Here is a 25,966-nt window from a genome sequence, read left to right as displayed (position 1 = left end):
ACTGAAAACAATACAGCTTTTTCTGATTCTTTCTTTAAATCAGATGCTTAATTTGTAATTAACCGGATTAGAATTTTCTAATCTTCTGTGGATAAGTGCGTTTTAGCGGGATAGAGTAGGATAAAATCGATATATTTACTATACTATCCATAGCGGAATAGTTAGTGTTTTCTATTCATCACCTTCTCAATTCGCTCTATGTTACACAATACTTCACCTCCATTGCGGCTCCCCGGCGTTACTATTACTCATCGCTCGCCCTTCCGCCGCTTTTTTTATCATCAGGTTCGAAACTTTCGCACGCTGAATCCAAAGCAGGTCACCAAAGATACCCTTCTCATCGTCTTTGGGATCTTCACTGCAGCGGTAGGGCTTCGTGGCTTTTTATTACCCAGTCACTTTCTGGATGGTGGCGTTACCGGGATTTCCCTACTCGTACGTGCTCTGACCGATTGGAATCTTTCCATTTTGCTGGTCATCTTTAACATCCCCTTTATTTTTCTAGGCTTCCGACAGATTTCGCTGGGTTTTGCCATTCGTACGCTGTTTGCGATTATTGCTCTGGCTCTCTGTCTGGCCTTTTTGGAATTGCCCGTCTTCACGCACGATAAGCTGCTGATTGCCGTCTTTGGAGGTTTCTTCCTGGGAGCAGGTATCGGGCTTTCCATTCGGGGGGGCTGTGTATTAGATGGAACAGAGATTCTGGCCTTATACCTGAGCCGTAAAACCGGATTTACCGTTGGGGACATCATCATGGCCATCAACGTCTTTATTTTTAGTATCTCTGCCCTCTTAATTAACGTAGAAACCGCTTTGTACGCCATGCTGACGTATTTTTCAGCCTCTCGTACAATTGAATTTATTATTACCGGCCTGGAAGAATATACGGCCATTACTATTGTATCCGAAAAAAGTGACGCCATCCGCCGCATGATTGTGAATGAAATGGGCCGAGGTGTTACCATGTATAAAGGCCAACGCGGCTTCGGCAAACGTGGCGACCGTGAAGGAGATATTGATATTGTATATACCGTTATTACTCGCTTAGAAATTACCCGGCTGAAAAACGCCGTTGACAAAATAGATAACCAGGCGTTCATTGTGCAGCACAGTATTCAGGATACCAAAGGTGGCATGATCAAAAAGCGGGCGTTTCATTAATTAACCTCGAAAACCAATCCCCGAACAAGCGAAGGTCCGGGGATTTTTTTATAGCCTTTTCCTGAATACGAGACTAATTAAAGTAGCAGGCCTTTGTTAGCCCGTATTTCTAACGCTTAGTTCAGCCATCCACAACTGTGTCGCGGACGAACACCTCTGGAATGAGATTGCCTCTCGTTCCTACAGTAACGGTTGGTTCCACCTGCCGTCCTTCAGAAATTGGCTAGTCTTTCGTCGTACGCTCCATCAGTGCAGGTGTCACGATTCGCTTTAGCGTCCGACGATTAGCATAAATTTTAGATGGTCTCTTAAGATCGCTTCCGTTTTTTCGTTAATACAGAAACAAGTCCTTGTCATTACCAGCGAAAACCAGATATTAGCTGGTAATTGACTTTCTTTCAGCGAATTATTATTCTTTAGAATAGGTTACCTACTCAGAAGTTTTTCATTCCGTTTCAGTAAAACCCCACCTGATGAAATTTTTTTCGCACAAAACGAAAAAAATAGTTGTAGAACTAAAATATTAGTTTAATCTTTGAATCAAGTTATTATTCTCTGATACAAAATCGGGCGAAAGTTCCTTTTGTATCCAAACGCAAGAACAATTATGGTTGAAAAAGAACTTACCCGGGCCGAAGAACAGATTATGCACGTACTCTGGTCTCTTGAGAAAGGTTTTGTGAAAGACGTTCTTGACCAATTGCCTGAGCCTAAGCCAGCGTATAATACCGTTTCCACCATTGTTCGCATTCTCGAACAGAAAGGCTTTGTGGGGCATAAAGCATACGGCAAGTCACACCAATACCATCCGTTGATTACTAAAGAGCAATACCGCACCTTCGCAACGGAGAAATTGATGGAAAGCTATTTCGGTAATTCGATCGGTAGTCTGTTTTCCTTTTTCGTAAAGAAAAAGAAAGTAGAACTCAACGAAGCTGACGATATCCTCAAGATGATCGAGCAAATGAAACAAAAGTAAGAATCCGGTTTAGAGTGTGAACCGGATTTACACTCTAAACCGATTCGACCGCTTTCCAACCCTCTCACCTTTAGACGACCGCTGAGGCCATCATACAACTATGAATTGGTTGCACTATCTCCTGCAAGTAAATCTGTATTTGGCTGGATTTTATGGGTTTTATCGCCTGATCCTCCGTAAAGAAACGTTTCATCAGTTGAACCGGAGTTTTCTGCTGGCGGGAACCGCACTGGCCTTTTTTATCCCGGCCATGCAGTCCGACTGGATTCGTACCTGGCTGCTTACCCAGCAGGTAAACGAGTCGCTTTACACCTATTATAATCCCGGCGTCGTTTTTATTACCCCTGATTACCTCGATAATTCCCGCTCGGCACACCCCATGGCCTGGGGTCATTTGTTAGCCGTTGCTTACCTCTGTGGGATTTTGATTCTGCTGGGCAGATTTGCGTTTCGACTCATGCGACTGGGCGATCTGGTTCGCTATCGAACGAATCGCAAAGTAGATCAGAATATGGCGTTTGCTTTCTTTAATCACTTTTTCGTAGGAAAGAATCTGTCGAATCGCCGCACCATTGAAATGCACGAGCGAGTACACGTTCGCCAGTTACACTCAGCTGATGTGATCTTCTTTGAGCTGATTGCCATCATGAACTGGTTTAATCCGGTGGTGTATTTCCTGAAACAGGACATTTGCCTCATTCACGAATACCTGGCCGACGAAGTAGCCAGTCGGCTGGAAACCAGCCGGGCAGATTATGCCATGCTATTGTTCTCGCAACAGTTTGGCGTTCAGCAGATGGAGCTAGCTCACACCTTCTTTAATAAATCTTTTCTCAAAGCCCGGATTTCCATGCTGAAGCAAAAGCCTTCGCAAACGTCGGCTCTGGTAAAATACGCCCTGATTGTTCCCGTTTTCGGATCGATGATCTTTCTGGCAACGGCTTGTGCTCAGCAAGAAAAAAAGGAGGAACTCGTCATTATTCCCATTGAAACTCCGGCACAAACGAATGCGAAGGAGGAAGTTTTTACCGTAGTTGAAAAGCAGGCTCAGTTTCCAGGTGGTGACTCAGAAATGTACCGATACCTTTCTCAGTACGTCAAGTATCCGGCTGCGGCTCAACGAGCGAACGTTGAGGGTAAAGTTTTTGCCAGCTTTATAGTTGAGAAAGACGGTTCCATCGCCGATGTAGAAATTATGAAAGGCATTGGCTTTGGCTGCGATGAAGAAGTATTAAGAATTATGAAGGATATGCCTAAATGGAAGCCCGGTTATCAGTCAGGCCATGCCGTTAGAAGCCGCTTTAATTTACCCATTACATTTACCATGGAATAGCCCTCCTGGCTCGGTTTCGAGTACGACTTTTTAGGTAATAAGTGACGACTATTCTAGTCGAAGTGATTATCCCCACTTATTAAACGTTTATTGTTATGCGTTCAATCGTATTCGTATTCGTACTTGGATTCCTCAGTTTTATTACCCAGGCCCAAAGTCCTGCTCATTACGCCGGTGGCCGATCGGAAATGCTAAAATTTCTGGCGAAAAACACACGTTACCCCACGGCTTCGCAGGAAGAAAATGCTCAGGGTATAGTAAGGGCCTCGTTTACAGTGGGTAAAGATGGAATCATTCAGGAAGCGAAAGCCAATGGGGAGAATTCCGGCCTTTCAGAAGAAGTTTTGCGGGTAATTCAAACCATGCCGAAGTGGCAGGCAGCTAAAGATAAAAATGGTCAACCGATCATTAGTACCCACGAATTAGTATTTGCGTTTGTTATTGACAGCAAAAATGCAGCCATTACCCGATTGCCAGAAGCCGAAAAAGCGGATCTGGTAGTGACTACTTACCGAGATTGATAAATCATCCACCTAACCGTTCTATTGGTAACTAATAAGTGAGATACCCTAGCCGTTTGATGTTTTGAGTTAACGGGTTAGCTACTAACTCTCCACTCAAAACTCATCAAACCATTCATTACTAACCTCTGATAATGTATGAAACGACTTTTACCTGTCCTGGCATTTTTGCTGGGAACCTACGCTGCTTTTGCCCAAATGCCAGTAGATGCTTACGCAGAAGCCCAGCGATTGGTACGTTCCGGCAATTACTCGCAGGCCATTCCTCTGCTTCAAAAACTTAGTGAGACAGATTCATTAAATAATAATCTGGCACTGGAACTTGGAATCGCTCATCAACGAATTGGGAATTCGCTGGCGGCCCGCCGAACCTACGAACGCATTCTGAAACGGGATACTTCCCAGCGGGATGCCCTGCATCAGTTAGGAATTCTTTTCGAGAAAGACGCTCAATACCGCAACGCCCTGGCTCAGTATCAGAAACTCATTCAGATGGACTCTTTGAATGGATATTTCCAACGGCAAGCGGCCCTGCAATACGACCGACTGGAGCAGGATGAGCAGGCAATCATTCATTATGAAAAGGCTTTAAAGATCAATCCAGAGGATCGGGAGTCTTTGGCGGAACTGGCTCGTCTGTATCTGGACCTGAATCCCAATAAGTACCTAACTATTGCGGGGGAATATATTGAACGCGGGCTCGCGAAAGATTCCACTTCCATCCGTTTTCTATTACTGAACAGTCGGGTTGATTTTCGCCTGGCCCGATTCGAAGCCGTGGTGCAATCGCTGGAAAAAACGATGGCTATGGGCGACTCAACCGCTTATTTTCAGCGAATGCTGGGGCGGGCCTACTATGAAACGGGCCGATTTGATAAATCGATTTTTACCTTCAATCGCCTGATTAATCTGGGAGAAGAAACCGAGCATAACTACGGTGGACTCGGCACGGCTTATCTGTTGCAGGCAAAAAAAGATTCTTCTACGATTTTTAATATTAATTCTTTCAGACGTTTCGATCAGGCCGTTCGACTGGCTCAAACCCGCGTACCGGATTATCAGATGGGCATGGCGGATCTTTACGAACTGGAGAAACAACCTTCTTCCATTAAAACCGCCATAAAGCAGTACCAGGCCATTTTTAACAATTTCAGACGTCCGAAGGCCGTTTTCCGGCTGGCTCAACTGAACGATACACATCACATCAACGCCGAACTGGCTCTGCTGTATTACGAGGAGACACTCAGGCTCTGTAAAAACGTGTATTCGAGAAAGTATAGCAGCCCACAGGATCGCCTGGATTGTATGGCGGTTGATAAAGCAGCGGCCCGACGGCTGGCAGAACTAAAACCGGAAAAGGTAATTATCCTCCCCGCCCCCGTCGCTGTTGTCGCCCAGGATACTAGCCATAGTATTCCTGACACGCTCAAAAAAGACTAACACCCAAACCTAACCTTTCCTTCAACCTTTACAATCATCTCTAACATAGCCCACTTGCTGGGCTTTTCTTAAACCCCAATCAACTAAAAATTTAGTTAAACTATGGAAACCCTGCAAACTTTAGAGGATTACGTATTCTCCAACCGAAATCGGAGCTATGGAGCCTACGAACTGCGTCAGGTATACGGAAAAAATATCCGCCTGGCTCTGTTGATTGGTGTTAGCTTCTTTCTGCTCACGGCGTTCTCACCTTTGCTTTTCGCAAAAATTACTAAACCAGAAATCGAAGTAAAAGCTAAGCTATTAACGAAAGATGTCATCATCGAAGAACCCGAACCCTTACCAGAGCCACCCGTAGTTACTCCTCTGCCTCCAGTGGAGACGCAACCCGTGAACACTTATAAGTTATTACAACCGGAGATTACGCCCGATGTACTTGTCAAAGAAGAGGTAGACGTTACCCAGAAAATGTTGCAGGATCATCAGGCGGGAAGTCAGACCGTTCTGGACGGCAGTGATATGCCCGCGGTGGTAGATATTTCTGATCATACGGGAGGAATCAAAAATGCAATTGTTGAAATTAAACCATCCGCCGACAACGATGCTCCGCTGTTAAATGTAGAAATACAACCTGAATTCCCTGGTGGTATTGAAGCTCTGAATCGTTTTTTACAGAAAAATCTGCGTTACCCTACGCAGGCTCAGCAGGCTAATGTTTCGGGTAGAGTTTTTGTTTCTTTCGTAGTAGACCGGGACGGTAGTATATCACAAATCGAAGTTGAGAAAGGCATCGGCTTTGGTTGTGATGAAGAAGCCCGACGCGTTTTAAGGGAAATGCCTCGCTGGAAACCCGGTCGTCAACAGGGTCGGTCTGTTCGGTGCAGATTCCATTTACCCATTGCATTTACTTTAGAATGAGTCGATTACGATGAACGGAATTTAACTGTCTGATTTAGTAGAAAGTTAGCTTCCGTTCATTTCTAACTTTTTAATCTACGGTAAATGAAAATAGAATTATCCCAATAAAAAATTTAAAATTGGATATTACCGTGCTTCACTTTATATAAAATTCTGATAGTCAGTTGTTTTATTGTTCCGTTGCTTGCATATTTGTTTCGGAAATCAAAATGAATAATCCAACCATGAGTCTGTCTAAGCAATCTCTCAAAAGCAAGCCAATCACTAAGGTAACCTTCTTAGTTCCTGCTGAATCTGGCAAAGGAGCAGAAAAAGTAGCAGTTGTAGGTGAATTTAACAGCTGGGATGTAAACGCCACGCCTTTGAAAAAACAAAAGGATGGATCGTTCAAAGCCACTGTTGAATTAAGCACAGGTAAAGAATATCAGTTCCGTTACTTAATCGATGGTACCAATTGGATCAATGATTCGGAAGCTGATAAGTATGTATCCAGCGGTGTCTCATTCGAAGAAAACTCAGTCGTAGTATTGTAAATTTTTCGATCTTCTCTATACCCTTCCCCGGCTTTAATAAAAAGTTGGGGATTTTTTTTGTCTGTTCTGCAACGTTTTTCCTTTCCATTGCATCCTTATCCTGTAAACGCTTCAATAGACCGGATACAAACAAATTAGTAAAAAAATAGGTACCATGTATTGCAAAGTACCTAACAACACCTATCTTTGTATCATCAGGGTAAGCTATTGAAACCGAGCTATCATCCGTTCATCCGAAATTGCTGGTAAAGCTCATCCTGAATTTGTTACTTAGAATCACCGTCTGACTTTAACCTTCTTTCAGCTATGAAGTTCTTTGGTTTAGCTTTCCGAAAAATTTCCTTTTTGCTGGTTCTTATAGGCCTGTTTAATGTTCAGGGTTTTGGCATGGGCATGCCCCATCGCCTGTATAATGGTAAAAGCCTGGTAAACCAGCTGGCCAAAAAAACCAGCACGTTTGTACAACCAACCCCGAAAAAAGATCTTTCAGAAAACGCAGCGAATCTAACTTCTTATCCTAAAGTTGCCCGTTCGCTCATGAATATTGTCCTTGACTGGGCCATTCAATTGTTCCTGTCTCAGGAAGATGTCACGATACATACCTACCCCGGCCTGAAGAGCACTCCTCTGACGGATTCTGTCTATTGCCGGGCTTCATGATTTTTTTAGTTTTGGTTAAGGGTTAGTTGGACAAAGCCGCTCACTTGAGCGGCTTTGCCTTTACAACCAACCCCTGGAGTTCAATCTTGCTTCTCATCCCTCTATGCATTATCTATTCGTATACGGTACCCTACGCCGTACGGCTGATCACGCCATGCACCAGGTACTGAAAAATCAGGCCGAGTGGGTTGCCGACGGCTCCGTACCTGGAAAACTTTATTTGGTGGACTGGTACCCCGCGTTGATTTCAACAACGCAGCATGAAGAGCGGGTACAGGGAGAGGTGTATTTATTAGCTAATCCTGAAAAAACCTTCTCCGAATTAGATCCTTACGAAGGGTATTATCCCGATGATGAAGCTCATTCTGATTATTTACGACAGCAGGAGACTGTTCAACTCAGCGACGGCTCTTCTGTCACGGCCTGGGTTTATGTCTACAATTTACCCATCATTGGCCTCTCCCAAATTACCAGTGGTGATTTTATGAAGCGTTAATATAACCCGTTTTTCACGGCGTACACGACCATCGCTGCCGTGTTCTTTGCCCCAATTTTTTCCATAATTCTAGTGCGATGCCCTTCTACGGTTCGGTCGCTCAGAAATAATTTGGCGGCAATCTGGGCATTCGTCAAGCCACTACAAATGAGCTGAAGCACTTCCAGTTCGCGTTCGCTTAAGGCAGGCTGAGCCGTAAAGCTGGGCTTCTTGGTTTTGGCTTTATCCAGCATTCGGCGGTGCATTACCTTATTGATAAAGGCTCCGTAGTAATAATTTTCCTTCACAACGGTTTGAATGGCTTTTACTACTTCATCTGGATCGCTGTCTTTAATGATATACCCATTCGCCCCAAGCTCCATCAGGTGAGCTACAAAGCCGTCATCATCGTGCATGGAGATAATGATGATCTTTACGTCAGGGAAGCGAAGGCGAAGTTGTTCCGTAGCCTTGATGCCATCCATTACGGGCATTTGCAGGTCCAGCAGGATTACGTCGGGAGCTTCGAAGGCCATTTGGGTTAGTAAATCCTGACCGTCCTGGGCTTCAATAATGACTTTGATCCCGTCGTATGTATTAAGAATATTAGCCAAACCCCGCCGAAAAAGTGCGTGATCATCAGCAACAGCAACTCGAATTTGATCAGTAATAATTGACATCATGGGTTGGAATGGAGTAATGGAATTTCTATAACGGTATGCATCCCTTCACCGGGTGAAGTCTCAAAAATAACGTGACCGCCCACAACGTTGAGGCGACTTTCAATATTTTTCAAACCCAGCGAAACCGTCTGTTGCTGAGCTTCTTTCAGATTAAACCCAACGCCATCATCACTAAAGGTTAACAACACGCGATGAGGTTTAAACAGAAGGAATAACTCAATGCGAGAAGCCCGGGAATGCTTCAGGCTGTTATGGAGTAGCTCCTGGGCAATGCGAAAGAGTGTAAATTCAATGGAACGTTCGAGTCTTTCGCCTTCACCCTGGCATTCCAGGTCAATAGCAATAGCCGGGTTGGCTAGTTGAAGCTTTCGTACCAAATCATGCAAAACGGCTACCAAACCCAATTTCTCGAGAGCAGGAGGCTGAATATCTTTGGTGATGCGTCGAACGTTTTCTACGGCCTCTTCGAGTAGCTTCTTCGTGTGATCGGCTGTTTCTTTGGATTCTACGCTATCATCCAGGTGTTTCGTTACCTGCGAAAAACTCATCCGTGTGGCGGAGAGTAAGGTGCCGATATCATCGTGTAAATCTGCTGCAATTCGCTTGGCTTCTACTTCCTGCGAGCGAATACTTGCTTCCAGTAACGCTTTCTGGTGTTGTTCTTCGAGTTGCCGAACCTCCTCCTTCTGCTTATCCTGCCTGCGTTTATACAACACTAGAAATAATACGATGAATATCGCCATCAAAAGCATGATGGCGATGCCGGCAATTAAAGCTAAACGGACGCCTCCCAGCGAAATATTCATCGTTGACTATAAGCTATTCTTTGAATTGATTCAACTCCCAATGTTGCTCCACTAATTTTCGGTGTAGAAACCAGACTAACCCTATAATGACGAGTGAAAGACTAATCATACCAGAAGAACCAATAATAATAATTTCTCTCAAATGCAGTTGAATATAGTTCATCACTTAATTAGGTTGGATTTTTATTACTGATTTTTTCTGAGCTAATCCTATGGTCAGAAGAATATTATAGAAAATATTCAGCCATTTAATCATATCCCATAAGTCCCCCATCGTATCCATATCTGCAATGATATACTTCCCGAAAAGGAACACAAAAATGGTTCCTGAGAAGAAAATCAGAATGCCCGCACTAATCCAGAACATGGGATATTTCGTCAGGACGGCTATTTCCGGTTGCTTTAGTAAATCGTAAAAGAATAACAGTACGTAAGTAATCAATAATGCGTTGGACAAACTCCAGCTTAAATCATCGTAGGCGTGCGGATCAATGAGACAACGAACGGTAGCTAGTAAATCAAAGGCAACAATTGAAATCAGAACTATTCTTTTAAACAGTTTAGTTTTAATGAATTTTACGTATAATAAGCCTAATAACGTAACCTCCAGGATTGTATATATATTATACCCAATCATGTTACCCTTAGAGTTCATGAAAAAAGTGATTTCTCCCCAGGTTTCTACCAGAACAGATGCCGTTAAGTATCCTAGTAATAATTTATAATCTTCTTTGAGGTAATGAAATCTTAATAACCCTACTATGAAAGGTAATAAGACAAAGGCAATAGAAATGTGACGCAACCACTCCTGCGAACTCATAGAAATAGATTCAGATTATAGATTCATAAATATAGAGGTCTTCCATTTTTTAAAACCAGGTGATCCTATAAAATAAAAGCTGGATTGGGAGAATTCCCCCAATCCATTCAATTGATTACTAGCCTTTTCCCGGAGGAATGGTTCCAACTCGATCGGCAGCATAATCGCCCCCATCTTCCTCTCCGCGTTGAGCCGAAGCATCGTTTCGCAGAGGAATCCGATTTCCATCCTTATCAGAAGGATACAAGACGATGTTGACTTTACCGTCCTCAAATTCTCCAAAGAGAATTTTAACGGTGTCCACACCTTCAGGAGCCAGCAATTGTTCAACAATGTTTCTACCGACAATAAAACCTTCCAGTTGACCCGGATGCATTTTCTGGTAACGGGCTATCAATTCTTCGGCTTCTTTAAAAGGAATTAACTCGCCCGTAGGTAAGACTGAATCTGCCATATGTTAAGTAGATAAAGGGAGATTATGTAAAGTATTCATTAACAATACTTACCTAAGAAGGCAGCATGGTTACCTAAGTAAATTTGCACCAAGTTTTTTATATTGACTTTTACCAAGAGGTAAATCGGGTAATTACCCGCATAAAAAAAGGTGAAAATACGTAAGCATTATTACTCAAAACACCTGCTTTTGGGCTTTACTGTCTCCTACTGGCTCGTTTGTTTGTATTTTGCTTATCTATTTTTGAAGTACGAAAAGCCTGAAGATAAACCTGCCTAGCTTATGCAACCACTTGCGGAACGCATGCGTCCGAAAACAATCGATGAATACATTGGTCAACGTCATTTATTAGGACCGACCTCGGTGCTAAGGCAGGCGATTGAAGCTCAACGCATTCCCTCCATGATTTTATGGGGCCCGCCGGGTGTGGGTAAAACAACGTTAGCGACGCTGATCTCTCAATCGCTGAAAGTTCCATTTTTTAGCCTTTCTGCTATCAATTCGGGAGTTAAGGATATTCGGGAAACCATTGATGCTGCCTCTAAACAACGTTTTTTTAGCTCAGCCAGTCCCATTCTGTTTATCGACGAAATTCACCGCTTTTCCAAGTCTCAGCAGGATTCATTACTTGGGGCCGTAGAACGCGGCATTGTCACTCTCATTGGGGCTACTACCGAAAATCCTTCCTTTGAAGTAATTCCGGCTTTGCTCTCCCGCTGTCAGGTATACGTCTTGAAATCGATTGAGAAAGAAGACCTCATCGAAATGATTAATCGAGCTTTACAGCAGGATGAATTTCTGAAAGATCGTAACATTCAGGTGGAAGAATACGAGGCAATACTACAGTTATCCGGTGGTGATGGTCGGAAATTATATAATGTACTGGAGCTAATTACCAACTTTCAGCGAGCCGGCGAGCCACTTCTGATTACCAACGAATTGGTCTTCGATAAAGTCCAGCAAAACATTGCTTTATACGACAAAGGCGGCGAAGCTCATTACGACATCGCTTCGGCTTTCATTAAATCCATTCGCGGTTCTGACCCCAATGCGGCGATTTATTACCTGGCCCGGATGCTGGACGGCGGAGAAGATATTGAATTCATTGCCCGCCGTATTCTTATTTCAGCCGCAGAAGACATTGGTTTGGCCAACCCTAATGCTCTATTACTGGCCGAAAGCTGTTTTCAGGCCGTTAAGGTGCTGGGATTGCCCGAAGCCCGCATTCCCCTGGCTGAAGCAACGATTTACTTAGCCACTTCGCCCAAAAGTAACTCAGCGTATTCAGCCATTAATCAGGCCTTGGAGCTAGTTCAGAAAACCGGGGCCCAGCCGATTCCCTTGCACTTACGAAATGCTCCAACGAAACTGATGAAAGAACTGGATTACGGGAAAGATTATCGCTACGCCCACCAGTATAAAGGCAATTTTGTGGAACAGGAATTTTTACCGGAATCACTGAAAGGTACGAAGCTATTTGATCCGCAGGGTAACGCCGCTGAAGAGAAGATCAGGGAGCGACTGAAGGCTTTATGGAAAGAAAAATATGGGTATTAAAGGGTTTGAGTGCATTCGAAGTGGTTTGATATGGTTCTTTTCAGCGTATAAAGTCTTCCCCGGGTTGGATAGCCTTGGGCTATTCTTAATTTAATCCCGCTGGGGTTTTGCTGACCCTTACCCTACTGTATTGATAACCTCCCCAATGTTTGAACCTTTGGGGAGGCTATTTTCAACTCCTGGAGCCTACATCAAACCACCTTAAACGTATGCACTAAGCCTTTGTTACCTGATAAGCCAGAATTAACCAGCCAATGATGAGGGACGTTCCGCCGATGGGAGCCACGGCTCCGAAGGCTTTAATACCGGCAAAACAGATCGTATACAGCGAGCCGCTAAAAATGATTACGCCAATCAGAAAAGCCCAGCCCGCCCAACCTAAGCCTTTTTCAATGACTGGTAATTGATTAATTAATAATCCGATGGCCAGTAAAGCCAGGGCGTGATAAAACTGGTATCGAACTGCGGTTTCAAAGGTATCAAACCGACCCGTTGCCACTAACATAGGCTTGAGTGCATGGGCTCCGAAAGCTCCCAGCCCTACGCCTAACGCTCCCAATAATGAACCCGCCAGCAGGGCAAATTTTGCAGTCATAGAAAAATATACGTTTTAATAAGAAAATTTGAGCTATTTAGGAGTATCCTTTCGGCTACGCTCCGAGAGCGTAAATTTCGGGTACGATTGTTACATTTCTCTTAATAATAACGAGCAAAGGCGTAAGTTTTTATTCTAATTCCGTTCTTTGTTCATATTCCCATTCAGAGACTATCTTGATTCATAGCTTATGATTGTAGAAAAAATACGACTTTCCCAACGTGCGGATAACAAAGGCTGGAAAAAGTGGGGGCCATACCTCGCTGAACGTCAGTGGGGTACGGTACGAGAAGATTATTCATCGAATGGCGACGCCTGGAATTTTTTCTCGCATGATACTGCCCGCAGCCGTGCCTACCGCTGGGGCGAAGACGGCATTGGTGGCCTTTCCGACAATAAGGGTCACATCTGTTTTGCCTTCGCTTTCTGGAATCATAAAGATGGCATTATCAAAGAACGTCTTTTTGGTTTGACCAACCCCGAATCGAATCACGGAGAAGATGTCAAGGAATTATACTATTACCTCGACTCCACTCCAACGCACTCGTACATGAAAATGCTGTATAAGTATCCACAGCAAGCTTTTCCGTACGAACAGATCTTGCGGGAAAACCGGAATCGGAATCGCGAACAACCCGAATTTGAATTAATGGATACGGGCGTTTTCGATAAAAACGAGTATTTCGATATGGAGATGGAATACGCGAAGGCCGACGAAAACGACATTCTCATTCGCCTGACGGTACATAACCGTGGCCCTAAGGCGGCTCCCATTACGGTATTACCTACGCTTTGGTTCAGAAATACCTGGATATGGGGTTATGAAAACTACAGTGTGCGTCCGATGCTGACGGGTTACTCCAAGTCGCTCATTGACGTTGACCATAAAATTCTGGGAAAATACAAACTCTACATCGAAGACGCGGATTCGCTGCTTTTTTGCGAAAACGAAACCAACTTCGAACGCGTTTTTAATAGCCCTAACTTCTCTCCTTACCCTAAAGATGGAATTAACGATTATGTCGTTTCCGGTGGTAAGAAAAAGACGGTTAACCCCAATCATATCGGGACTAAAGCTTCGGCGAAATTTACCCGAAAAGTAGCCGCAGGCGAAAGCTTTACCGTTCGTTTACGCTTTGCTAATTATTCCAATCACGAGCCTTTCGAGGATTTTGATACCGTTTTCAACCAGCGAATTCAGGAAGCCGACGAATATTACGACGATCTTCAGAAAAACGTCAAAGATGCTGAACTGAAGAAAATTCAGCGTCAGGCGTATGCGGGTATGCTCTGGTCGAAGCAATTTTATTACTACAACGTCAACGAATGGCTCAATGGTGACCCCGCCATGCCCAAGCCCGCTCCCGAGCGGAAGTTTGGCCGTAACCGCACGTGGCGGCACATGTATACCGCCAATATTCTCTCCATGCCCGACAAGTGGGAATATCCCTGGTTTGCGGCCTGGGATCTGGCCTTCCACTGTGTTCCCCTGGCCCGCCTGGATCCTGACTTTGCCAAGCGTCAGTTAGCCGTAGTTCTTCGGGAGTATTACATGCACCCGAACGGTCAGATTCCGGCCTATGAATGGACTTTTTCGGACGTAAACCCTCCCGTACACGCTTGGGCTACCTGGAAAGTGTATGAGATTGACAAGCAAATGAACGGGAAGGGAGACATTGGTTTCCTCGAACGCGTCTTCCATAAATTGTTACTCAACTTCACCTGGTGGGTTAACATCAAGGATGAACAGGGTAACAACATCTTCGGCGGTGGTTTCCTCGGCATGGATAACATCGGGGTGTTTGACCGCTCCGCTCAGTTACCCCTGGGCGGGCATTTAGAGCAGGCGGATGGTACGGGCTGGATGGCCATGTACACGCTGAACATGCTACGGATTGCCTGTGAAATTGCTCTGGAGCGTTCAACTTATCAGGATATGGCTTCGAAATTCTTCGAACACTTCCTGCACATTGCCGGAGCCATGAAATCGCTGGGCCGTGAAGAAATTAGCCTTTGGGATGAAGACGACCAGTTTTATTATGACTTGTTGCACATTCCAAATGGACCTAGTATGTTACTGAAACTCCGGTCAATGGTAGGGCTGATTCCACTGTTCGCCGTTGAGGTTCTTGACCCTGACTTGCTGGAACGCTTACCTGATTTCAAACGTCGGGTAGAATGGGTATTGGCAAACCGCCCGGATTTGGCTTCGCTGATTTCCCGCTGGTACGAACCCGGTAAAGGCGAAACCCGTCTGTTGTCGATCATTCGTGGTCACCGGATGAAGATGATTTTGAAACGGGTATTCGACGAAGCTGAATTTCTCTCCGACCACGGCGTGCGTTCGCTTTCCAAGTATTACGCCACCAACCCTTACGAATTTCGGGTGGGCAATGAGGTATTACGGGTGGCGTACACGCCCGCTGAAAGTACCGGAGCCATGTTTGGGGGTAACTCCAACTGGCGGGGTCCCGTGTGGTTCCCCATGAACTTCCTGATTGTGGATTCCTTACTCAAATTTCATCAGTATTACGGAGATGATTTCGAGATTGAATATCCGACGAATTCAGGACAACTGGTCACTATCAAGGAAGCCGCCTTGGCCGTTGCGGGCCGTCTGATTAAAATCTTTACGCCTGATACCCAAACTGGATTACGTCCTTACCAGCAGCAATACAGTAAGTTTAATACCGATCCGTATTTCAAGGATTGCTTGCAATTCTTTGAATACTTCAACGGAAATGACGGTTCAGGTCTGGGAGCCGCTCACCAAACGGGCTGGACGGGTCTGGTAGCGGAGTTAATTGAATACGTGCACACGCTTCAGCAGACCGTCGAGGCGGAAATTGCAAAGTCATAACGTTTTATAACGAATGAAGGCCTTTTCTGAATCGGGAAAGGCCTTCATTCGTTAGGGGCTTTATCCCAGCAACGATTTCTATAGAACATAAAAAAGCGTCCCTCTCCGAAGAAAAGGACGCTTCCCATGCTTGGGGTGACAAGCTATTAATGTTTGAAGTGACGAACGCCCGTGAAGACCATTGCCATTCCATTTTCGTTGCAATAGGTAATGGAATCCTGGTCACGAACAGAACCGCCGGGCTGAACCACTGCCGTAATACCCGCCTTGTGAGCAATCTCCACACAATCGGCGAAGGGGAAGAACGCGTCAGAAGCCATCACTGCACCGTTCAGATCAAAGCCGAATTCAGCCGCCTTCGCAATAGCCTGTTTCAGAGCATCTACGCGAGAGGTCTGCCCTACGCCACTGGCCAATAACTGGTTTTCTTTCGCCAGAACGATGGTATTGGATTTCGTGTGTTTACAAACTTTCAGAGCAAACTCCAGAGCTTTGTATTCGCTTTCAGTCGGAGCTTTTTCCGTTTTAGGCGACATTTCCGCTGCCGTTTCCGCTACGTTATCTTTATCCTGAACCAATACGCCATTCAGGATAGTCTTGAACATCTGCTTTGTTGGCTGCACTACATTACGCTTCAGCAGAATGCGGTTCTTTTTAGACTTCAGCAGATCAATAGCATCCTGATCAAATTCAGGAGCAATCAGGATTTCCATGAACAGTTTGTTCAGTTCTTCCGCTACGGCAATATCCACTTTTGCATTCGTAGCCACTACGCCACCAAACGCCGAAACGGGATCGCAGGAAAGAGCATTCAGATACGCTTCTTTCGCCGTAGGAGCCGTAGCAATACCGCAGGCGTTCGTATGCTTGATAATGACAAACGTAGTATCCGTAAATTCATCAATCAATTGCACGGATGCGTCCACGTCAACCAGGTTGTTATAGGAAAGCTCTTTGCCGTTCAGTTGCTCGAACATGCCTTTCAGATCGCCGTAGAACGTTGCCGACTGGTGAGGGTTTTCACCGTACCGTAAAGAATTGGCAGGTAACTGCTTGAAGTTAAAGATATCAGCGGCACGACCCGTGTACGTCTGGCCTGCAAACCACTGGTAAATTGCTGAATCATACTGAGAAGTAACCCCGAACGCCAGCGTAGCAAAGTAACGACGTAACTCAAGGCTGGTCGTGGCCTGATGTTCGGACAAAATGCGAAGTAACTCCGCATATTGAGAACGGCTGGATACGATCAGAACATCTTCGAAGTTTTTAGCCGCTCCACGAATCAGCGAGATGCCACCGATGTCAATTTTTTCGATGATTTCATCTGTTGAACCACCCGCTGCTACTGTTTCTTCGAAAGGGTATAAATCTACTACCACCAGATCAATGGGAGCGATTTCGTATTGCTCAGCCGTTTTAACGTCGTCTTCGTTATCCCGACGGTACAGAATACCACCGAAAATTTTAGGGTGCAGGGTTTTTACCCGGCCACCGAAAATAGAAGGATAACTGGTCAGTTCTTCTACGGGAGTTACAGGAATCCCCATTTCCTCGATGAATGACTGGGTACCGCCCGTTGAATACAATTTAACCCCCTGAGCGTGCAGAGATTCAACAATAGGAGCTAAGCCTTCCTTATGGAATACAGATAGAAGAGCGGAAGTGATTTTCTTGTGCGACATGGATTCGTCGATTAAAACTCAGTTTGCAGTTTCGAGTTTACAGGGGGCTTTGGCTTTATCCTTAAACTCCTTGCCAATGGCTATTACTTCCCAAAAGAATTGAGTATGAATAAAAAAACCCCGAGGAAAGCTCAGGGATTTTTTAGGGAGGTACCAAGCGGATTCGAACCGCTGTAGGAGGTTTTGCAGACCTCAGCCTAGCCTCTCGGCCATGGTACCTTGTTATTTCTCAAAAGCTCTTCCGCTCTTGAGGCTGCAAAAATAGGGCGAAAATTGCGTTTTCCATCCGTTTGCCTCTTTTTTTTTATTACTTGTTAACTATTTTTTCATAAAACTCTGACTAATAAGTATTTAAAAATATATTTTCACATAGGTAGAGACGTCGATTTATCGCGTCTCCTACTCGGTCAGTTTTTAAATCATTTGCTTTCAAAAAAGAGACGCGATAAATCGACGTCTCTACGAAAGATAACCTTCGATAAAATTGTAGACGTTTCGGATGGGTGTAACTATTCGACAGTAATCAAATGATGGATAATAAAGAAGGGCGAGCCTTTCGGCCCGCCCTGTCTTAAGCGTTATTGAATCGCCTGTGGAATTAGTTTCCGCGTTCCATTTGCTCTTTCAGAGCAGCCAGAGCGTCCAGATCGCCAAGAGTAGACTTTTCAGCAGCAGCCGTTGTGTTGGTTTTCTCAACCGCTTTCTGCGTCTTCTTCTTCTCTTCAACTTTCACTTCTTCCTTCGCATCACTCCAGATTTTAGAGTGAGATACAACGATACGACGTTCTTCTTTGTGGAATTCAATTACTTTGAAGTCGATAGACTCACCTACTTCAGCATTTGATCCGTCTTCTTTCGCTAATTGCTTGATCGGAGCTTGTCCTTCGATACCGTAAGGAAGCTCGATTTGAGCTAACTTGTCAGACTTAGCAATGATCGTTCCTTTGTGTACAGAACCGATCGTGAAGATGTTCTCGAAGGTATCCCATGGGTTTTCTTCAAGTTGTTTGTGGCCTAATGAAAGACGACGGTTTTCAGCGTCGAGTTCCAGAACAACCACATCCATTTTGTCACCTACTTTCGTGTACTCAGAAGGATGCTTGATTTTGCGAGTCCAAGACAGGTCAGAAACGTGAACCAGACCATCGATTCCTTCTTCCATTTCCAGGAACAGGCCGAAGTTAGTCAGGTTACGAACGGTTCCTGAATGTTTCGTACCAGGAGCATATTTAGACAACAGCTCTGTACGAGTCCAGGGATCAGCCGTCAGTTGTTTGATACCTAAAGACATCTTGCGTTCAGCACGATCGATCGTCAGTACTACTGCTTCGATTTCGTCACCTACTTTCAGGAAGTCCTGAGGATTACGCAGATGCTGAGACCATGACATTTCTGACACGTGAATCAGACCTTCTACGCCAGGCTGAACTTCTAAGAACGCACCGTAATCGGCTACGTTCACGATTTTGCCTTTCACGCGGGCACCGGGCTCTACTTCGGCAGGAAGTGCTTCCCAAGGATGAGCAGTCAGTTGCTTCATGCCGAGAGAGATACGCTTCTTGTCTTCGTCGAAGTCCAGCACAACCACCTGAATACGTTGGTCCAATTTGAGGACTTCGCTTGGGTGGTTGATACGACCCCAGGAGATATCGGTAATGTGCAGCAGACCATCTACACCACCCAGATCGATGAATACACCGAAGTTGGTCATGTTTTTGATCACGCCTTCGAGTACCTGACCTTTTTCCAGGTTCGTCAGGATTTGCTGACGTTGCTGCTCCAGATCTTTCTCGATGAGGACTTTGTGGGAAACGACTACGTTATCATTAGCGTAGTTGATTTTCACCACTTTTACTTCCATACGCTTGCCAACGAAAATATCGAAGTCGCGGATGGGTTTAACGTCAATTTGAGAACCGGGTAAGAAGGCTTCTACACCGTAGATATCTACGATCAGACCACCTTTCGTCCGACGCTTCACAAAACCATCGATTACGAGGTCTTGATCCAGAGCTTTCTGAATATTATCCCAGGCAGTGATTACCTTCGCTTTCTTACGAGAAAGGATCAGCTGACCGTTAGGATCTTCCTGATTTTCGATATACACTTCCACTTCATCACCAGCTTTCAACTCGGGCATGTCGCGGAATTCAGCACGGGGAACCATCCCGTCTGATTTGAAACCAATGTTTAAGATTACTTCACGATCCGTAACTCCAACAACGGTACCTTTAACAACTTCTTTCTCAGCTACCTGACTCAGCGTACCTTCGTACAGAGCAGCTAATTCATCACGCTCAGCTTTAGAGTAACCACTACCAAAGCCGCGATTGTCCGCGTGATCCCAATCAAAATCAGTTACTTGTGGTTTTGCCATAATAAGAATTTGGCTCGCCCTGGATACATCAGCCGACCGGGCGAAGAGCCTGCTGAACTTTAGTGAATCCGTTTTTTCAAAACGGAATGCAAAGGTAGTCATTTTTACTGATACTGAGCAGGTAATCTTCAAAATATACGCTCTTTTTTTCCGTCCCTTCTTCTTTCTCCCATTCGTATTGATGCTAGCACACCCTACGCTGTCTCTTGCCCTGAATCAGCATACTTAGCTTCCACATTGTTTCAGGTTATACTTTACCAAAAGTCGTTCCTTCTTCAAAAAATACGCAGACGTAACCAAAAATCCGATTAATCGACTTAACTATCATCATCAGCCGTTAGAATTCGCCGTAGGTACCCGCTGGCACGACTTAGTTCGAAGCGGCCAGATCATCTGCTCCATCCCTCAGGCTGAACTAGACGCTCAACCTGGCTTGTATTCGCAGGATGCAGGGGATTAAGTGACATTTTCTTTTTTATTAACGCAAAACTCCGACAGGTTTTCTGCCGGAGTTTCTGGTTTATAACTTATTTTAAGCTATTAACTTTTCCAAAACCTCAAATATTTCTTAAGCCATAATGAATAAATAATGCCGTATGTAAGGCCTGCCATTAGCCAGGATATTAAAGTCAAAGTATAGTATTTACCTTCACGTGCCAGGAAAAATAAAAGGGTTCCATAGAACCCAAAACACCCCATACTCAAGATAACATAATGAAATTTATTCTTTATTTTAAAGTAATTAATCAAACTATGACATGTTCCTATAGGAAACAGGTAAAAGAGTAACATTCCATAAAAAACAAAAACTATAAATGTGTCCAGCGAATTATTTAAATAATCTGTTTCATATGCTTTGCCTAATGTATCTATTAATCCATCGTAAACTAAAGCATGGAACCAAAGGGTGATTAATACGGCTATCAATACCTTAAAAAATATTCTTCCCATCGTTATATAGCTAAATGTAGTTTTAAAATGGCTTTAATTACTAATTCTTTTTCCTTACCCAAAGACCATCTATTAGCCCATACAGCACACCTGTTACTCCCAGCCCTATTATATCTATTAACCAAAAGTTACTTCTCATTAACCTAAGAGCCAAGAATACGAATGCTCCTATACTTCCAGTAATACCCGCTCCGATCACTAAAGCCCAAAGCGATTGAATCTTAAAGCGATAAACTATTAGATGATACATAGCGGGTATCGCCAGATAAGCTGGAAAGAATAGCAGAACGATATACAGATAAACAGACAGAATATGTCCCCCTAAAGCGTACGTTCTTGGTTCAGAAACATAGGCTGCTGCTCCGCCGTATTTAGTATCAGATCCTACTGAAAAAACTACATATACGAACAAACAGAAGTAGAGATTAATCAGGATTTTAAAGAAAGATTTCCACATTATTTATCTAGTTAAGAGTTTCGTATTTTCTTTAAGTAAAAGAAAAACCGGAGACAGAATCCCCGGCTTTTCGAGCAACACCAATATGAAAAATCCGTAATGACTATTTATCGTAGTTTGTATTCTGTGGATTGAAGTTGGTCCAACCCGCGGTCCAGTTATCCGTAGCATTGAAAGCTCCACGGTAATTTACTTTCTGGAAGAAGGAGTCAGCACCTTTACCCGTCCAAACTGCACCACTTAATAAGGGCGAAGAAGAAGCCACTGTAAAGGCAGGAGAAGTTAAGTTGAAGTTATTCGCATTCAAACCTAACGTACCCAGGTTAGCAAGCGTAACGATCTGGTTAGCATATTCAGTAGTAGTAAAGAAAGCCGTAGCCTGATCAGCCGTTACTCCGTTCGCTCCATTTACAGGTGTATTCATATTTGCTAATACAATACCACGCAATTGCATCCCATTTGAAGTAGCGTTTGCCAAAGTCGTCGTTCCATCCAAACGGAACCCTTCTGGGTAACCTACCAGCAAGCTATTGAAAATGCTGATGGAGGTGTTACGACGTAAGTGCATCCCGCGTCCAAAAGAACCAGAACCATTGGATGTAGTAGCGGAACTAGGAGTACCCTGGAAAACGAAGTTACTTACGTTAGCAAATATTGCCCCTGTTAAAGGAAGACCATTATTCACGTCAGTAGCAGGCGTACCTGGATCAAAGTTATCCGACTCGAAACCGTTTGAAGTAGACTGGTCAGCTACGTTCGGATCACGCATAGAAAGAGCAAACTGTACTTTTCCAGAATACCCCCAATCGGTATCCCAATCATCGTCAAAGCCACGGAAGGCAACCAGATATTTAGCATTTACCGTGCCGCCGAACCACTCGAATGAGTCGTCACCGGAGTAAGAAACCTGTACGTTTTCGATCGTTGTACCAGATCCTACACCGTACATCGTCAACCCGTTAATTTCTGAGTTTGCCGTGTTGGATAACGCAATACCGCCAAATTCAATACGTACATATTTCAGGGTACCTGAGTTATCCGCAGCATCACTATACGTTCCTGTGGTTCCAGAGATACCTCCCTCAAAGTTTGTAGCACCTGGACGGTTGATTGGAGCTTTACCGATTAATACTACACCACCCCAGTCACCGTAGTTACGGCTTCCAGCGGCTTTCGAGGAAGTAAAGACGATAGGCTGGCTGGCAGTACCTACGGCCATTAATTTAGCACCAGGCTGTACGATTAGCGTTCCGCCTTTTTGCTGGCCTGAAGGGTCCTGAGCAGGCAAACCACCCTTGATAATGGTACCGGGCTGAATGGTTAACGTTACGCCAGATCTAACGTAAACAAAACCTTTAATCAGGTATACCTTAGAAGACTCCCAGGTAGTGCTTGTTGTAATTTCATTGGATACTTCAACTACTGATTTGTTACCTAGCGTAAACGATGCAGAGCTGGTAACCGCTGCTTTTGATCCAATTTTAACTGTAATCGGACCATCCTGAGCACCCGTAGGAACAGTGGCTACGATAGATGTAGGAGCAATCGTTTTGATTTTAGCTACAGAGCCGCCAGTGAAGGTTACTCGAACACCCGTCGTATCGCTACCGAACTCAGTACCAGTAATGGTGATATCCGAACCTACAGGACCGCTGGTTGGGTTAACCGAAGCAATCGTCACTACCGGAGCCGGAGAGTCGTCGTTGTTACAGGAAGCGACGGCGAAGCCAGCCACAATGGCCAGCATTACAAACCTTGCTTGTTTAAAAAGTTGCATGACTTTTAAAGTAGTTATAGTTAAAACATTCGTAATTAAAAATCCTGATTATGGAATCACTGTACGGCGACCGAAGGTGTAAACCAAACTAAGTGTACTATAAGAACCACGTTTGAAGCTACGGATGGTCTGATCGGCATGAGCCGTTTGCGAGGTTACGTCTTTATCGATTTTTGCGTTACGATTGAAATCCTGGCTTAGACGAACCGACTGATTGAGTAGATCCTGAATGCCTAAACGCACTTCCCAACGCTTGCTAAAGGTCTTGCTCACGTTCAGGTCAATGATGTTCCGGGGCATTTCATAAACGGTTGGGCTATTCACGTTACCAACAGCGAAGATCCGAGGGCCTGCCACGTTATACAGAACGTTTGCCTGCCAGCCGTTTTGATTGGCATAATACACGCCAGCATTAATCAGATAAGGAGACTGATTCATCATGGCTCGTTTCTTGTCGGTAATTCCAGTCAGGTCGTAGTTCTGAATTTCACCAGATAAATCAGGAGCAGCGACTACATCACCCAGGTTAATCGTACTCTTAATCAGCGAAACGTTTCCTACCAATGTCAGGTCTTTCAGGAAATTTACACCCGTAGAAGCCAGTGATTTCCGAAGCTCTACTTCTACCCCGTAGTTAGTAGCATTATTGGTATTAATGAAGGTATAAGCCAGACCGTTAGCCTGAGGTAATAAGAAGTTTTCGATGGGGTTCTTAAACTGTTTGTAGAAACCGGTTACCGAAATCAGTTCGCCCTCCGAAGGATAAAATTCCCACTTGGCATCTACGTTTTGAATGTTCGTTGTTTTCAGTGTCTGGTTTCCACGTACGTCAGCGTTCAGAGCGAAGTCGTAGTAGCTAAAAGGAGCCTGCTCGCGGAATTCAGGACGGTTTACTGTATACGAGTAAGCCAGACGTACATTTTGTTTATCATTCAACTTATACGTAAAGTTCAGCGAAGGAAGCGGACTAAAAATCTTTTGATTAACCAGGTTTTTCTGCAGAGGATTGCTTAGCGTCCGCATGTTATACTCACCCCGGAAGCCAAGCGTCAAACTGGTTTTGGGGCTAAAATTAACGTCACCTCCTACGTAACCAGCCAGGTACGTGTTATGAGCAGTATATGAATCAATGGCCTTGGTTCCATCCAGAATTGAGTAATACCCTTCTGCTCCACCGATGTTATTGTTTGCAAAAACCTGACCGATAGGTAATGTATTAATGGCCTGGACATTACCTTGTCTCTGGTATCCGTAAAAACGAGCATTGAAATCCCGGTCTTTTTGTTCGGCATAGAATCCGTATCTCAATACGGCAGGTTCACGATCAGCAGGATTACCAAATTTCGTCTGAACATTTACCGCTGCGGAGTACAGATATTCGTGCGTTTTCGACCAGAAGCGTCCTGATTCAAGCGGACTAGGGTTGTTAGGCGTAGATACTGAGAACTCATTCTGAGGTCCTTCGCTCACTTGCTCACGTTGGTAGCGAACCCGTTTCCAGTCAGGCTCCCAACGACCCGTATAACCTAACCCCGTCATCCAGTCGAGTTTCGTTTGTTCACTCAGGATATGCTCTCCAGATAATTGGCTGGTCAGGATACTACGGTTTTCAAAACGCTCTGAGTACGAAATAATGTCACGAGACTCAATTACGTTTTCACCATTCCGAACAATCGTTTCAGTATTACCTAACTGATTAAAGAGCGTTTTCCACTCTAAAGAGAATGAAGGCGAAAACTTGAAGTTCCAGTTATGAAGTATTCCTAATCGGGTATTTCGCTGATAAGTAGCATCATTATACTGCTGGGCAATGTCGTTTGCTACCGTACCATTATTATACGTTTTCAATGCGATATTAGCGAACTGATTCGTCATTGAATAGTTAATACTAGTCAGGTTACTGATGCGAGTCTCTCCTACCTCAAATCGACGACCCAGGTTGAAAGCGAAACGCATATCTGGAGCAACGCTGATATTTTTTAATGCCCAGCTATTAGGGAACAACTGAGCATATGAAGCTCGTAATGCAGAAGGTAACGTATTGAATGTGTTAGCGTCGGTAGGGAAACTGGAAGGAATTTGCTGACTTTTATCCCATAGACCTAACCACGCCAGACTTCCCCGGTCGTGGGTCTGAACATTTCTAAAAGTCGTATTTCCGCGATACCCTACGGTAAATCCTACGTCGGTAAAATTCTGATCGGGTTTACGTTTTGTATAGATTTTAATAACCCCACCGGCAAAATCGCCGGGTAACTCAGCCGCACCTGATTTGAAGATAATCATGCGGTCCAGGATATTACTGGGAATGAGGTCAAAAGAGAAAGCTCTTACATCTACTTCCGTAGAAGGGGTAATCATATCGTTGACCATTACCGTATTATAGCGAGAACCTAAGCCCCGAACCAGTACAAAACGGTTGTCAACAATAGAAATTCCAGGAACCCGACGAATGGCCGCAGCCGCATCGCGATCCTGTGATTTCTGGATTTGCAGGGAAGAAATACCTACGGCAATGGGTTTGAATTGTTTGATTTCGGAAATAACAGCTACTTCTGTATTAGTAGCCCGACTCGCCCGAATGACGACGTCTGAAAGATTTTTACCTTCTTCCACTAATTCCGTCTCTAAAACGGTTGTGTTTCCGGATTCTACGCGAACATTTGGAATTTCACGGGTTTGGTAAGAAATGTACGTCACAAAAACCTTGTGTGTACCTGTGGGAACATTACTGATCACAAACGAGCCGCTTACATCGGTTTGTGTTCCCAGGTTAGTGCCATCGATTCGAATCGTTGCACCGATGATGCCTTCTTTGCTTTTAGCATCGTTGATTTTACCTCGGATACTACCCGTTTGGGCCATGGTGACCAGTGCGGTCAGGGAAAGGAACCAGGTAAAAATTAGACGTTGCATAATCGTCTTTG

At 44.5% G+C, this 25,966-nt stretch carries 22 protein-coding genes and 1 tRNA gene; 11 read left to right on the top strand and 12 right to left on the bottom strand.

The features are described from left to right. The first annotated feature begins 198 nt into the window (after nt 1-198). The 9 genes from QE357_RS04165 to QE357_RS04125 all read left to right on the top strand — a co-directional run bounded on the left by QE357_RS04165 (nt 199) and on the right by QE357_RS04125 (nt 8,041). On the top strand, nt 199-1,161 hold the full coding sequence (locus QE357_RS04165) for a YitT family protein (protein WP_106635115.1): 963 nt from the start codon (nt 199-201) through the stop codon (nt 1,159-1,161). A 607-nt stretch (nt 1,162-1,768) separates the two neighbouring features. Then, on the top strand, nt 1,769-2,140 hold the full coding sequence (locus QE357_RS04160) for a BlaI/MecI/CopY family transcriptional regulator (RefSeq protein ID WP_106635114.1): 372 nt from the start codon (nt 1,769-1,771) through the stop codon (nt 2,138-2,140). Nucleotides 2,141-2,240: 100 nt separating this feature from the next. Continuing rightward, nucleotides 2,241-3,473, top strand: coding sequence for a M56 family metallopeptidase (locus QE357_RS04155; protein WP_309706070.1), 1,233 nt, complete (start codon nt 2,241-2,243; stop codon nt 3,471-3,473). Between the two features lie 95 nt (nt 3,474-3,568). Next, entirely contained in the window at nt 3,569-3,994 is a 426-nt protein-coding gene (locus tag QE357_RS04150; protein ID WP_307142118.1) for an energy transducer TonB, read from the top strand. A 138-nt stretch (nt 3,995-4,132) separates the two neighbouring features. After that, nucleotides 4,133-5,434, top strand: a complete 1,302-nt coding sequence (locus tag QE357_RS04145) for a tetratricopeptide repeat protein (RefSeq protein WP_309706067.1) — start codon at nt 4,133-4,135, stop codon at nt 5,432-5,434. Nucleotides 5,435-5,536: 102 nt separating this feature from the next. Then, nucleotides 5,537-6,352, top strand: coding sequence for an energy transducer TonB (locus QE357_RS04140; protein ID WP_309706065.1), 816 nt, complete (start codon nt 5,537-5,539; stop codon nt 6,350-6,352). A 209-nt stretch (nt 6,353-6,561) separates the two neighbouring features. Further along, entirely contained in the window at nt 6,562-6,885 is a 324-nt protein-coding gene (locus QE357_RS04135; RefSeq protein ID WP_307142115.1) for an isoamylase early set domain-containing protein, read from the top strand. Between the two features lie 306 nt (nt 6,886-7,191). After that, nucleotides 7,192-7,545, top strand: coding sequence for a hypothetical protein (locus QE357_RS04130; RefSeq protein ID WP_106635108.1), 354 nt, complete (start codon nt 7,192-7,194; stop codon nt 7,543-7,545). Nucleotides 7,546-7,648: 103 nt separating this feature from the next. Beyond that, on the top strand, nt 7,649-8,041 hold the full coding sequence (locus QE357_RS04125; RefSeq protein ID WP_106635107.1) for a gamma-glutamylcyclotransferase: 393 nt from the start codon (nt 7,649-7,651) through the stop codon (nt 8,039-8,041). Here QE357_RS04125 and QE357_RS04120 read toward each other — a convergent pair. From QE357_RS04120 to QE357_RS04100, 5 genes are all read right to left on the bottom strand, one after another. Then, nucleotides 8,038-8,703, bottom strand: a complete 666-nt coding sequence (locus QE357_RS04120) for a response regulator transcription factor (protein WP_232793546.1) — start codon at nt 8,701-8,703, stop codon at nt 8,038-8,040. The genes QE357_RS04125 and QE357_RS04120 overlap by 4 nt on opposite strands. Next, on the bottom strand, nt 8,700-9,509 hold the full coding sequence (locus QE357_RS04115) for a sensor histidine kinase (RefSeq protein WP_106635105.1): 810 nt from the start codon (nt 9,507-9,509) through the stop codon (nt 8,700-8,702). Before QE357_RS04115 ends, QE357_RS04120 begins: the two co-directional genes overlap by 4 nt. Nucleotides 9,510-9,522: 13 nt before the next feature. After that, on the bottom strand, nt 9,523-9,672 hold the full coding sequence (locus QE357_RS04110; RefSeq protein ID WP_157830186.1) for a hypothetical protein: 150 nt from the start codon (nt 9,670-9,672) through the stop codon (nt 9,523-9,525). Between the two features lie 3 nt (nt 9,673-9,675). Then, nucleotides 9,676-10,329: a hypothetical protein gene (locus QE357_RS04105; protein ID WP_106635104.1), complete on the bottom strand. Its 654-nt coding sequence runs from the start codon at nt 10,327-10,329 to the stop codon at nt 9,676-9,678. A 118-nt stretch (nt 10,330-10,447) separates the two neighbouring features. Next, nucleotides 10,448-10,783, bottom strand: coding sequence for a hypothetical protein (locus tag QE357_RS04100; RefSeq protein ID WP_309706059.1), 336 nt, complete (start codon nt 10,781-10,783; stop codon nt 10,448-10,450). Between the two features lie 282 nt (nt 10,784-11,065). Between QE357_RS04100 and QE357_RS04095 the strand changes: the two genes are divergently transcribed. Further along, a complete protein-coding gene (locus tag QE357_RS04095; protein WP_309706058.1) occupies nt 11,066-12,340 on the top strand; it encodes a replication-associated recombination protein A in 1,275 nt (424 codons plus the stop codon). 214 nt (nt 12,341-12,554) lie between these two features. On the opposite strand, the gene QE357_RS04090 is transcribed toward QE357_RS04095, so the two are convergent. Continuing rightward, nucleotides 12,555-12,935 carry a DUF423 domain-containing protein gene (locus QE357_RS04090; RefSeq protein ID WP_307142112.1) on the bottom strand — a complete coding sequence of 127 codons (381 nt, stop codon included), beginning with the start codon at nt 12,933-12,935 and terminating at the stop codon, nt 12,555-12,557. A gap of 190 nt (nt 12,936-13,125) precedes the next feature. Here QE357_RS04090 and QE357_RS04085 point away from each other — a divergent pair, with 190 nt between their 5' ends. Further along, nucleotides 13,126-15,795 carry an MGH1-like glycoside hydrolase domain-containing protein gene (locus tag QE357_RS04085; protein ID WP_309706055.1) on the top strand — a complete coding sequence of 890 codons (2,670 nt, stop codon included), beginning with the start codon at nt 13,126-13,128 and terminating at the stop codon, nt 15,793-15,795. 146 nt (nt 15,796-15,941) lie between these two features. On the opposite strand, the gene purH is transcribed toward QE357_RS04085, so the two are convergent. The 6 genes from purH to QE357_RS04055 form a co-directional block, all read right to left on the bottom strand. Continuing rightward, on the bottom strand, nt 15,942-17,477 hold the full coding sequence (purH, locus tag QE357_RS04080) for a bifunctional phosphoribosylaminoimidazolecarboxamide formyltransferase/IMP cyclohydrolase (RefSeq protein WP_106635100.1): 1,536 nt from the start codon (nt 17,475-17,477) through the stop codon (nt 15,942-15,944). Between the two features lie 148 nt (nt 17,478-17,625). Continuing rightward, nucleotides 17,626-17,696 (bottom strand) — tRNA-Cys (locus QE357_RS04075). 379 nt (nt 17,697-18,075) lie between these two features. Next, nucleotides 18,076-19,854, bottom strand: a complete 1,779-nt coding sequence (gene rpsA, locus QE357_RS04070; RefSeq protein WP_106635348.1) for a 30S ribosomal protein S1 — start codon at nt 19,852-19,854, stop codon at nt 18,076-18,078. 991 nt (nt 19,855-20,845) lie between these two features. Beyond that, nucleotides 20,846-21,262: a hypothetical protein gene (locus QE357_RS04065; RefSeq protein WP_309706051.1), complete on the bottom strand. Its 417-nt coding sequence runs from the start codon at nt 21,260-21,262 to the stop codon at nt 20,846-20,848. Nucleotides 21,263-21,365: 103 nt separating this feature from the next. Continuing rightward, nucleotides 21,366-23,039, bottom strand: a complete 1,674-nt coding sequence (locus QE357_RS04060; RefSeq protein WP_309706049.1) for an IPT/TIG domain-containing protein — start codon at nt 23,037-23,039, stop codon at nt 21,366-21,368. A gap of 48 nt (nt 23,040-23,087) precedes the next feature. After that, nucleotides 23,088-25,955 (bottom strand): outer membrane beta-barrel protein, encoded by a 2,868-nt coding sequence (locus QE357_RS04055; protein WP_309706047.1) that lies wholly within the window; start codon nt 25,953-25,955, stop codon nt 23,088-23,090. Between the last annotated feature and the right edge of the window lie 11 nt (nt 25,956-25,966).

It is taken from the genome of Siphonobacter sp. SORGH_AS_0500, from assembly GCF_031453245.1.
Taxonomy (GTDB): Bacteria; Bacteroidota; Bacteroidia; order Cytophagales; family Spirosomataceae; genus Siphonobacter.
The sequence above is the reverse complement of the archived record's forward strand: the minus strand, read 5'-3'. Positions and strand labels throughout refer to the sequence as shown.

Coding starts and splice junctions, on each gene's coding strand:
- QE357_RS04165 (WP_106635115.1), top strand. CDS start 199: ATGTTACACAATACTTCACCTCCATTGCGGCTCCCCGGCGTTACTATT.
- QE357_RS04160 (WP_106635114.1), top strand. CDS start 1,769: ATGGTTGAAAAAGAACTTACCCGGGCCGAAGAACAGATTATGCACGTA.
- QE357_RS04155 (WP_309706070.1), top strand. CDS start 2,241: ATGAATTGGTTGCACTATCTCCTGCAAGTAAATCTGTATTTGGCTGGA.
- QE357_RS04150 (WP_307142118.1), top strand. CDS start 3,569: ATGCGTTCAATCGTATTCGTATTCGTACTTGGATTCCTCAGTTTTATT.
- QE357_RS04145 (WP_309706067.1), top strand. CDS start 4,133: ATGAAACGACTTTTACCTGTCCTGGCATTTTTGCTGGGAACCTACGCT.
- QE357_RS04140 (WP_309706065.1), top strand. CDS start 5,537: ATGGAAACCCTGCAAACTTTAGAGGATTACGTATTCTCCAACCGAAAT.
- QE357_RS04135 (WP_307142115.1), top strand. CDS start 6,562: ATGAATAATCCAACCATGAGTCTGTCTAAGCAATCTCTCAAAAGCAAG.
- QE357_RS04130 (WP_106635108.1), top strand. CDS start 7,192: ATGAAGTTCTTTGGTTTAGCTTTCCGAAAAATTTCCTTTTTGCTGGTT.
- QE357_RS04125 (WP_106635107.1), top strand. CDS start 7,649: ATGCATTATCTATTCGTATACGGTACCCTACGCCGTACGGCTGATCAC.
- QE357_RS04120 (WP_232793546.1), bottom strand. CDS start 8,703: ATGATGTCAATTATTACTGATCAAATTCGAGTTGCTGTTGCTGATGAT.
- QE357_RS04115 (WP_106635105.1), bottom strand. CDS start 9,509: ATGAATATTTCGCTGGGAGGCGTCCGTTTAGCTTTAATTGCCGGCATC.
- QE357_RS04110 (WP_157830186.1), bottom strand. CDS start 9,672: ATGAACTATATTCAACTGCATTTGAGAGAAATTATTATTATTGGTTCT.
- QE357_RS04105 (WP_106635104.1), bottom strand. CDS start 10,329: ATGAGTTCGCAGGAGTGGTTGCGTCACATTTCTATTGCCTTTGTCTTA.
- QE357_RS04100 (WP_309706059.1), bottom strand. CDS start 10,783: ATGGCAGATTCAGTCTTACCTACGGGCGAGTTAATTCCTTTTAAAGAA.
- QE357_RS04095 (WP_309706058.1), top strand. CDS start 11,066: ATGCAACCACTTGCGGAACGCATGCGTCCGAAAACAATCGATGAATAC.
- QE357_RS04090 (WP_307142112.1), bottom strand. CDS start 12,935: ATGACTGCAAAATTTGCCCTGCTGGCGGGTTCATTATTGGGAGCGTTA.
- QE357_RS04085 (WP_309706055.1), top strand. CDS start 13,126: ATGATTGTAGAAAAAATACGACTTTCCCAACGTGCGGATAACAAAGGC.
- purH (WP_106635100.1), bottom strand. CDS start 17,477: ATGTCGCACAAGAAAATCACTTCCGCTCTTCTATCTGTATTCCATAAG.
- rpsA (WP_106635348.1), bottom strand. CDS start 19,854: ATGGCAAAACCACAAGTAACTGATTTTGATTGGGATCACGCGGACAAT.
- QE357_RS04065 (WP_309706051.1), bottom strand. CDS start 21,262: ATGTGGAAATCTTTCTTTAAAATCCTGATTAATCTCTACTTCTGTTTG.
- QE357_RS04060 (WP_309706049.1), bottom strand. CDS start 23,039: ATGCAACTTTTTAAACAAGCAAGGTTTGTAATGCTGGCCATTGTGGCT.
- QE357_RS04055 (WP_309706047.1), bottom strand. CDS start 25,955: ATGCAACGTCTAATTTTTACCTGGTTCCTTTCCCTGACCGCACTGGTC.